Below are 10,847 nucleotides of genomic sequence, written 5' to 3' on the forward strand. Positions count from 1 at the left end.
TAGACCATGAATAAGAATCTGTATCGCATTGTTTTCAACCAGGCGCGTGGAATGCTCATGGTGGTGCCGGAGATCGCCCGGGCGATCGGCACCCGGGCGTCCGGTACGGGTCATACGCTGAGCCGCCTGATCGGTAAAGTGAGTGCGTTAAGCTTCAGCCTGTGGCTGGCGCTGGGTGCGGTGCAGACCGTGCAGGCCGATATTATCGCCAACGGCTCAGCGGCTAAAAACCAGCGGCCGACCATCATCAGTAGCGCGAATGGTACCCCGCAGGTCAATATCCAGACGCCGTCCAACGCCGGTGTCTCTCGCAACAGCTTCTCCCGTTTCGATGTGGACAAGAAAGGGGTGATCCTGAATAACGCTGCCCGTAATACGCAAAGTGAGCTGGCCGGCATGGTAGCCGCCAACCCCTGGCTGGCGCGGGGGGAAGCGAAGGTCATTCTTAACGAGGTCAGTTCTCGCGACCCCAGCAAACTCAACGGCATCATCGAAGTGGCGGGTAAAAAAGCACAGGTAGTGATCGCTAACCCGGCAGGGATTACCTGCGATGGCTGCGGGTTTATCAACGCCAACCGCACGACACTGACCACCGGCCAGGTACAGATGAGCGACGGGAAAATCAGCGGCTATGACGTGCAGCGCGGCGAGATTGTTATCGAGGGGCGCGGGATGGACAGCACCCGCGCCGACAGCACTGACCTGATTGCCCGCGCGGTAAAAGTGAATGCCGGTCTCTGGGCAAAAGAGCTGAAGGTGAGCGCCGGGCGCAATATCGTGGATGCCGCGCATCAGGCCGTGACGGCGAAAAACGGGGATGAGAGCTCGCGGCCACAATTTACGCTCGACGTGGCGCAGCTTGGCGGCATGTACGCCAGTAAAATTCATCTGCGCGGAACCGAGCGCGGCCTTGGCGTGCGTAACGCCGGCGTGATTGGCGCCTCGGCGGGCGATGTGGTGGTGAATGCGGACGGTACCCTCACCAACAGCGGCCAGATTCAGGCGCAGGAGACCATCCACCTCTCCTCCCGCAGCGGCATCCAGAGCAGCGGCGTGCTGGCAGCCGGGATAAAACCCGACGGTAGCGCAAACGCAACGGGCAACCTGACGCTCACCAGCGAAGGTACGCTGAAGGTAAGCGGGCAAAATCAGGCCGCCGGAAAGATATCGGCCCGCGGAGCAGACCTCAATTTTAGCGCCAGTCAGAGCCGCGCTGGGCAGATCGAACTGACGGCAACTCAGGGTAACATCCGCACGGCACAAGCCAGCACGGAAGCCCGGACAGTGACGGTGCGCACGGGGGGGAAACTGGATAATGACGGCGGTAACATTACCGCCGACACGCTGGACATCACCGCCCGCCAGCTGTCGAACCGCGAAGGCGTGCTGCAACAACGTGGTGAGGCGGCCCTGACGCTGGCCCATCAGGACGGGATTGATAACCGCGGTGGGATCATCGCCAACGCCGGAGAAAAACTGACCCTTACCGGCGCCTCGCTCGACAACCAGCAAGGTCGCATCCAGGCCAACGCGCTCGCTATCGATACAGCGACCCGCAGCATCAATAACCAGCAGGGCATTCTCACCGCCAGCCGGGAGATGATGCTACACAGCGGGGGGTTGAACAACGATGCCGGTTTAGTTCAGGCGGGCAGCGCCCTGAATATCGATCTGCATGGCGGCGCGCTAAGCAATCGCGACAGCGGCGAAAACGGCGGCCTGCTGAGCTTCGGGACCTTCACCCTCAGCGGCGGCACGCTGGACAACCGCAGCGGATACATGGCCTCCGCAGGCGACAGCCTGATTAAAGGCCTCGCCCTGGACAACACCCACGGCACGCTTTACAGCGAATCACATCTCAGTCTGACAACGGACGCGCTGGTCAACCGCCAGGGGCTGATCCAGGCGGGCAACAACCTGACGCTGGAGACCCGAGCTCAGAGGCTGAATAACAATCAAGGGCGGATTAGCGCCGGGCAGAATCTGGTGCTGCAAAGCGGTGCGCTCGATAACCAGAGCGGGCACATTGTGGCGGGCGACGCAATGACGCTGACCACGCAGGCCAGTCCGCTGAATAATCAGCAGGGAATACTGGCCGCGGGCGGGGAGATGCGGCTAGAGAGCAGCGAGCTGGGTAACCAGAGCGGACAGATCCAGTCCGCCGGGGATATGACGCTTGCCGTCGGGACACAGCTGGATAACAGCGCCGGGCTGATCCGCAGCGGCAAAACCACCACGCTGAGCGCCCGGAGCCTGCTTAACCGCAATACTGCCCGCGAGAACAGGGGCATCGAGGGCGATGCGGTCATCCTTAACGCACCGGTGCTGGACAATAGCGACGGCGCAATACGCAGTAATGACACCCTGATCGTCAACACGCTCACTCTACTGGATAATACCCGCGGCCTGCTCTCGTCCGCCGGGGAGCTGGATGTCTGGGGCGGAAAAACGCTCGCCCTCACCAACACCGACGGCACGCTGATTGCAGGCCGCGAACTGAAGGTCAATGCCGCTTCTGCCAGCGGCGATGGCAAACTGCTCTCGCAGGATGCGCTGCAGCTTAATCTGCAAAAAGCCTTTGTGAACACCGGGGAGATCATCGCCAACGGCAATGTCACCTTTACCCTGGCGAAGGGGCTGACCAACGAAAATCTGATCAAAGCCGGAAAAGTCCTGACGATAACGGCGAAAAATCTCACCAACAAGGTGAACGCCGGGATCAGCGCCGGGGAAAACCATCTGCTGATTGAAGGCACACTGACCAACCGCGGCCTGCTGGACGGCGGCCTGACGCACCTCACCGCCGCTACCCTCAATAACTACGGCACTGGCCGTATCTACGGCGACCATCTCGCGCTGGCCGCCGCAACCATCAATAACGAGGCCAAAAAAGGGGTGGCACCAGTCATTGCCGCTCGTGAATGGCTTGATATCGCCGCCGGGACGATTAATAACAAGGGTCACGCCCTGATCTACAGCGCCGGGGATATGGCTATGGGCGGCAACCTTAATGCGCAATATGAAGCGCAGGGGCAGGCGCAGACGCTAAACAACACCGGGGCGACAATAGAAGCGGCGGGGAATATGTTCTTTGGCGTCGCCACCATCAATAACACTAACGCCGGAATGAAAACCAAAGTGGTCGTCGTCGAAAACTCCGACCACCACGAAGTCGCGCTGAAAGGCTCAACAAACCGCTTCGACCGGGCGGATGTCTTTATCGGTGATAAGGATAAGTGGGATGTACATCAGGCGACGATGCCGGACGGCACCAAAGGGCGTGAGTTTTATGAGTATAAGTACAAACGGGAGGTGAAAGAGACCCAGGTCACCGAAACCGATCCCGGCAAGATTATCGCGGGCGGTAACATCCACTTTAACAGCCGCCAGGTCAATAACCAGGACAGCCAGATTGTGGCAGGCGGTCTGCTGGGCGGCATCATCGGCGAACTGAATAATCTGGCGACCACGGGGGTACGGATAACCACTGACATCGGTACCCAGATCCGCTGGTATGCCAAAAAGAAAAAACGCAGATTTGGCGGCACCAAAACCTCACAGGGCAAAAAATATAGCGATTACGCACCCGCCCCAGTCACCCAAACCATCGACCTCAAACAGATGGCCTGGCAGAGCCATACCCAGAACAGCGGGAGCGGCGCTACGATTGCCAGCCGCAACACCGAGGGTATGACCACCGGGACCGCGCGCGCCGGTACGGCATCACCCGCCCTGCCCGGCCAGATCATGGAGATCGGCAGCGGTGAGAACAGCGTTATTCGCATCACGCCCCCGGATCTCCGTCTGCCAGACAACAGCCTGTTCCGGCTACACCTGAACACAGATGTCCCTTATCTGATTGAGACCGATCCGCGCTTCACGGACCGGAGAACCTGGCTCGGCAGCGACTATATGCAGCGGCAGTTCAAACTCGACGGTAACAACATGCTCAAACGGCTGGGCGACGGGTTTTATGAGCAGCGTCTGATTCGCGAGCAGATTATTCAGCTTACCGGCAACCGCTATCTGCAGGGTTTCAGTAACGATGAAGAGCAGTTCCGTGCGCTGATGGACGCTGGCGTGGCATTTGGTCATCAATACCACCTGGTACCGGGCGTGGCGCTCACCGCAGAACAGATGGCTCATTTGACCAGCGACATCGTCTGGCTGGTGCAGCAGGAGATCCCTCTGAAAGACGGCACCACGCAGCGGGTGTTGGTGCCACAAGTGTATGCGAAGGTAAAACCCGGCGACCTTGATGCCAGCGGCGCCCTGCTGACCGGTAACGAAATTGTGCTGGATCTGAAACAGGATCTCACCAACAGCGGGCGCATTAGCGGCCGGGATGTTACGCAGATAACCGCAGAGAGCCTGACCAACACCGGGTTTATCGGCGGGCGAAACGTCGCTCTGGAAGCACGCACGGATATCAATAACCTGGGCGGTACCCTAAAGGGTAACGACAGCCTGAGCCTGATGGCCGGGCGCGACATTAACAGCGTCACGACCACTCAGGGCGATGCGGCCAACCGCTGGGTCGACCGCCCGGCCGCTATTTTTGTACAGAGTGACAGCGGCGACCTGAGCCTGCAGGCGTTGAATAATATTACCCTCACCGGCAGCCAGGTGAGCAGCGCCGGGGCCGACAGCCGCACGCGAATTGCCGCAGGCAACGATCTGACCCTCGACACGGTGAGCACGGCACGCACCGAGTATGGCAACTGGGGCAAAGGCAACAGCCGTCTGCTGGAGCAGTCCTCAGATGTGGGTAGCCAGATTAACGGCGGCGGCGATGTCGTATTGCAGGCCGGGCACGACTTTAACGCCCGGGCCGCCAGCGTGACGGCGAAGGATGATCTTATCGTTGCGGCGGGAAACAACGTGACGCTGACCAGCGGAGAATCGTCTTCTCACCTCGAGGAGCACAGCCGTCAGAGCACCAGCGGGATGCTGTCGAAGAAAACCACCGTTACCCATGACGAAATTTGGCAGACCACCGCGCAGGGCAGCCTGTTAAGCGGCGATAACGTGACGGTGCAGGCGGGTAACGACCTGCTGATCCACGGGTCGTCGGTTGCTGGCGAGGGAGATATCGCCCTGCAGGCAGGCCACGACGTCACCATTGAAGCCGCAACCCATACCCGCGCCGATTACCACATGGAGAAGACCAGGAAATCAGGCGTCTTCGGCAGCGGATCGGGCATGGGAGTTACCGTGGGTTCCCAGTCAACGAAAATCACCCGTCAGGGTACGGAAACCACCCAGAGCGATGCCCGCAGCCTGGTGGGCACCTCCGGCGGCAACGTGATTATCCGCGCCGGGGAGCAGGTGACGCTAAGCGCCGCCGATGTCGTTGCGGGCCGCGCCGAAGGCGATACTACCCGCGCAACGGGTCATATCGATATTACCGGTCGCGACATTGCGGTGCTGCCTGGCCGCGACACCCTCACGGAGTCGATGAAACAGGAGACCCGCAGCAGCGGCCTCACCGTCAGCGTGAAGGCCCCGTTCGAGGATTCGGTGCGCAACGTGCGCGATGCGCTGTCCAGCAAAGGGGGTAACAGCACCGTCGACCGCGTGAAGGCTCTCGCCGCAGAAGGCGCGGCGCTGGGCCTCGACGGGCCGGGCAATATGGTGACGACCTCGTTCGGCAGCAGTAAATCCACTCAGGAGTCGCACTACGAGGGTGAGTTCAGCAGCGGCAGCAAGCTGAACGCGGCGGGCAATATCCAGATGAACGCCACGGGCAACGATCTGGTGATTGCGGGCAGCCAGCTACAGGCAGGGGAATCGGTCATTCTGGATGCCCACCGCGATATCCGTATCACGACCTCGACCGATCGCGAAGCGTACAACACCCGCAATAGCCAGAGCGGGTGGATGGTTACTGATGACATCAGCATGGGCAGCACGGTGCGTGCTACCGGCGGTGGCGGCCAGCATGGCAACCGGATATTGCCTGGCGGCATGAGCCAGTCTGAGGGTAAAACCAGCGGTGCGAGCATCACGCAGAACGCCTCGCTGATTGAGGGCCGCGATATCTACCTTAACAGCCGCGAAGGGAGTATCGACGTGAGCGGCAGCCGCCTCAGCGCCACGGACGATCTGATGCTCTCGTCCATCCAGGGCGATGTACGGATCACCGCCGGGCAGGATACCGCCCGCCACGATGCCAGCGGCAGCAGTAAAACCGTCGGCACACTGGGTAGCGATGGCTACGGCGGCACCGTGGGCTATGGACGGGACAGTTACCGCACCCATGAGGCGAGCAGCCTCGAGAGCGGCCTGCGCAGCCAACTCAACAGCACCGAGGGTAATGTCATCGTTCAGGCCGGAAAAGATATCGCCCTATCCGGTACGGACGTGGCGGCCGGCAAATCAGTCACCCTCACCGGCGAGAATGTCCTGCTGGACGTGAGTCGCGATACCCGCGACGGCGCATCCCGCAGCAGCCAGACGCAGTACGGCGTCACCGCCTCCGCGGGCGGCTGGGCGGTGGATGCGGCGAAAAGCGCCGAGAACGCCGCCCGCAGCGCGGAGAACGGCGATGACCCACGCCTGACGGCCATTCGCGCCGGACAGGCGGGCGCCACTGCCGTCCAGGGTGCCATGACGGACAGCTCGGTGGTGAAAGCGAAGGTCTCTCTCACCGCCGGCTCCTCCTCGCAGCAGAGCGAGTATCACAGCGCCGATACGCAGGGCACCACCCTGCGGGCCGGTGAAGAGGTCAACATCCGCGCCCGCAACGATATCGTCGGCGAAGGGGTGCAGATCGACGGCCGCCGCGTCACCCTGGACGCCGGTCGCGATATTCTGATGACGGCCTCTCAGGACACCCTCACCCGGTCGAGCCGCAGCCAGGGGAACCAGGTAGGTATTGGCGTCGGTTTCAGCCTGATTGGCGGCCAGAACGGCTTCAGCATTGAGCTCGGGGCCTCGCAGCAGAGCGGCCGCGAGAATGGCAGTTCTGCCTTCAACAGCAACAGCCTTATCCGCGCCGACGAGCTGCTGAGCGTGACCAGCGGGCGCGACACCACCCTGCGCGGCGCGGAGCTTTCCGGCAACCGCGTGGAGATAAACACCGGTCGCGACCTGACGGTCAGCAGCGTGCAGGACAGCGTTACCCTGGACAGCAAAAACAGCGCCTCCGGGGTCGGGCTCAGTCTGTGCATTCCGCCCATCTGCTATGGCGCCTCGACGGCCAGCGTCAGTCTGTCCGGCGACAACATCACCCACGAAGGCCAGAGCGTGGCAAACCAGAGCGCCATCCGCGCGGGCAGCGGCGGCTTTGATATCACCACCGGCAACCACACCCAGCTGGACGGGGCCGTGATCAGCTCCACCGCCGCCGGTAAAAACCGGCTCGATACCGGCACCCTCGGCTGGCGTGATATTGAAAACAGAAGCACCACTTCCGGTGACAGCTACAGCGTGGCCCTCTCGGGCAGCGGTAAGCTGTTCGGCGGCAACGACGGCATGCAGCTCAACGTAGCCCCGGCTATCGGTACGGGGCATGCGGGCAGCGAAGACAGCGGCACCACCCGCTCCGCCATCAGCGACGGGGAGATTATCCTGCGCAACCCGGAAGGCCAGACGCAGGACATTGCCGGGCTCAGCCGGGATACGGAGAACACGCACGACGGCGTGGATATCCGCGGGGATATTCAGAAGGTGAAGGACGACCTTGCAGTACAGAGCGAAGCCGCAGCCCTGGGTACCACGGTACTGGATGCCTACAGCAAATACGCCCAGAAGCAGGCGGCAGAGTCCAATGCCGCACTGGAAGCGAAGCTGGCATCGGAAGGGAAGCTTGATGGCCTGACTGCCGCCCAGCGGGAGGCGGTTATCCGCAGCCAGCCGGAGTACAACAGCACCGACTACGGTCCGGGGAGCGCCTTCTGGACGAAGGGCGGTGCGGCGGCAGGTCTGCTGGCCGGCGCGCTCGGCGGCAATATGCAGGCCGGGGCCGCGGCGGGAGCGGCTCCCCTGCTCGCCTCGCTGGTGAAAAACGTTGAAAACGATGCCGCCCGCGCAGCACTGCACGGCATCGTGGCGGCCGCCCTGACCCAGCTTGCAGGCGGCAGCGGCGCTGACGGCATGAAGGCCGGAGCCGCAGGGGCAGTGACGGCTTCCCTGCTCTCCGAACGGCTGGTCAGCGCGCTGTACGGCAAGGATGTCAGCCAGCTGACCGCGGATGAGAAAAGCCTGGTGAGTAACCTTGTCACCCTCGCCGGGGCCGGTGTAGGGTATGCTGCGGGCGGCGGGGATGTATCGCTGGCTGCCGTGGGGGCGAACACGGCGCGGGTGGAGGTTGAGAATAACTCGATGGCCGGGGATAAGGGCCGCGAGTCACTGAAAGAAAGCAAGGAATGGTGGAAAGCGCAGGTCAGGGACAAGATGGGCGAAGGCCCGTTATCTGCAACGACCAACGCTATCATCAATGCCCTTGCTGATACTGGAGATGTGGCATTAGGTTCCGCTGATTATGCTGCTGATGGCGCAATGGCACTCACAGCCTGTGCGATTGGTGATAGCTACTGTAATAAAGCTCTCAGCGATTTGGACGGTAAGCATCAGGGTGTTGCAGATACCATAAGAAACCTGATGAAAACTGAAACCTGGTCAGCTATTGGTGAGATGGCAAACCAGGCTCTGGAGGGTAATCAGCTTGCAGCGGAGAATTTTGGGGCGCTGGCTGCATCGGTACTTCTGCCAGGTAAAAAAGTTCCCAGTGCAACAAATCGAATTGAAACGATTCTCAAAACTGAAAAAAGTTGGGAAAATGCACGCAATAAGGCATTAAATATTGTAGGTAATTTGGGGGCTAATTCTAAACCTGTTGTTGGACGATTAGAAGTTAGTGCAGGAAATGGAAAAGTAATTGGACGTCAATCTAGTGATGGTAAAGTTGGTTGGCGTGTTGACTACGATCCTGAAAAGGGAACACATATTAATATATGGGATTACTCCCAAGGAAAGGGGCCAGGAAAAGCAGTTAAGCAGGTAATACCATTTGAAGGCAATGAAAAAACATTTGAAACCATATTGAAACAGTTGAATAGGTAGGGGACATGACTCTATTCGATGAATGTAAAGAAGCCCTTAGCGCTGACTTTCATATACTTGAAGGCCAGTGCGAGAAAGAGGCTATTAATATTTTATATCAATATCCATTTGTTAATGGAAATGTATCATGGTTAGAGCTTAATTATATAGATTATGAAGATATAAATGCATTTATAGCAAACAATCATAATGAAAATGATTATGTATTTGTTTTTGTGGATGAAATAGGCATTCCTGTTTTTAGGAGTACGCTCACCTTGATTGCTGAGAATATTTATGATGTTACAGCCCTGTCACCTAAGTTGTTTATTTTCAATGAAAAATTAATATTACAACCCTTATTTCCAACTGAAAAAATCCGGTTAGGAATAAGGGGTTAATAGTATTTATAAATCCCGGTCATTCAGGCCGGGATTGTTTTATCAGCCGTTACCCATAATGCCCGTCCCCCGCGCTTATACTCCGACAGATCGTCGGTGTAGTTCAGCCCCCCGGAAATGTTCTGATCCACTGTTCCATCTTCTTCTTGTTGACGTAAGCCACGTCAGACCCTCGGCACAACTGTACGGTTCACGGGTGTTCCGGGCGGTGATAACGATACAGTCGGGCATTACCCGGTTATTAATGGGCATCCCCTGATAAATCCTACCTGCGCTATCCATTCGCCACGCAAAAAGGGTTACGCTCGCACCAGGCTATAGCCCATATAACCAGTCACCCTGAATAAAAATCTGCCATAAACCATGCCGCTTTAGTCCACCCGCTAATACTGTCACCCCTCGTTTATACTACAGAGCATTTTTAACCAGCAGAGCGTAACATTGCCCTCTCCTTCAGCGGCAGCGACCTGCTGCCCCGCTGTTACCTTCCCGCCTCGAAAGACAAAATATCATCATCACACTCAAAGCCCGCCCACCTATTCAAAGCAGCCCTCGCCTTCGTTTATCACATCAACTGGCAATAACCCCCATTACAGCATCAGGCTAAATAGATTCTGAATTTAGCATCTAATTCACTGAAATAAATACAATTATGGGCTTTACCCCTTCAAAATAGCGTCGCCCTTCAGGCAAAGTTTTCTGCCTCGAAAAGGTAACCTTCATATTGCTACGCCGCATTCACGGGCGTGTTTCACAGTAAAAAATAAGGATGTTAATCAATGAAAAAATTATCTTTGGCGCTGCTGGTAGCAAGTACCCTGATGAGCGGCACTGCGCTGGCAAATAACCATACTGTCTCGATTGGTTATGCACAAAGTGACTTTGAAAATATGGGTGATATCCGTGGCGTGAACGTTCAGTATCGCTATGAATGGGACTCCCCTTTTAGCGTGATGGGCTCTTTCACCTATCTGACCGGGGATAGCAGTGAAGTCGATGATGATGGTGCAAGTGATGTTTTGAAGTTTAAAGATGAAGTGAAATATTATTCGCTTCTGGCTGGCCCGGCTTATCGCATTAATGACTATGTATCTGTTTATGCGCTGGGCGGAGTTTCTTATATCAAAGTTGATGAAGATACAACCTGGATTAGTAGCCGGGGTCCTTTCCTTAATGAAAAAGAAAGCGTTAACTCAACCCAGTTCGCCTGGGGCGCTGGGGTACAGTTTAACCCAACGGATGATTTTTCTATCGGCATCGGCTACGAAGGTACCACAGCAAAATATTACGAATCTTACTCCGTTAATGGCTTTAACCTCACTGTCGGCTACCGCTTCTAATATCCTCCCACCCAGCTGAAAAAAAATCCCGGCACAGGCCGGGATAGTCATGCTAAAGGGA

3 protein-coding genes are annotated in these 10,847 nt (G+C 57.9%); all 3 read left to right on the plus strand.

The window, feature by feature from the left end:
- The first annotated feature begins 6 nt into the window (after positions 1 to 6).
- The 3 genes from B3B59_RS18920 to B3B59_RS18930 all read left to right on the plus strand — a co-directional run bounded on the left by B3B59_RS18920 (position 7) and on the right by B3B59_RS18930 (position 10,786).
- A complete protein-coding gene (locus B3B59_RS18920; RefSeq protein WP_286809722.1) occupies positions 7 to 9,066 on the plus strand; it encodes a hemagglutinin repeat-containing protein in 9,060 nt (3,019 codons plus the stop codon).
- Positions 9,067 to 9,071: 5 nt separating this feature from the next.
- The gene (locus tag B3B59_RS18925; RefSeq protein WP_286809723.1) at positions 9,072 to 9,446 is read left to right on the plus strand and encodes a hypothetical protein; all 375 of its coding nucleotides are present in this window, start codon (positions 9,072 to 9,074) and stop codon (positions 9,444 to 9,446) included.
- A 779-nt stretch (positions 9,447 to 10,225) separates the two neighbouring features.
- Positions 10,226 to 10,786, plus strand: a complete 561-nt coding sequence (locus B3B59_RS18930) for an Ail/Lom family outer membrane beta-barrel protein (RefSeq protein ID WP_286809724.1) — start codon at positions 10,226 to 10,228, stop codon at positions 10,784 to 10,786.
- Positions 10,787 to 10,847 lie beyond the last annotated feature (61 nt).

Origin of the sequence: Leclercia sp. UBA2479, assembly GCF_002341985.1 — a bacterium.
GTDB lineage: Bacteria > Pseudomonadota > Gammaproteobacteria > Enterobacterales > Enterobacteriaceae > Enterobacter > Enterobacter pneumoniae.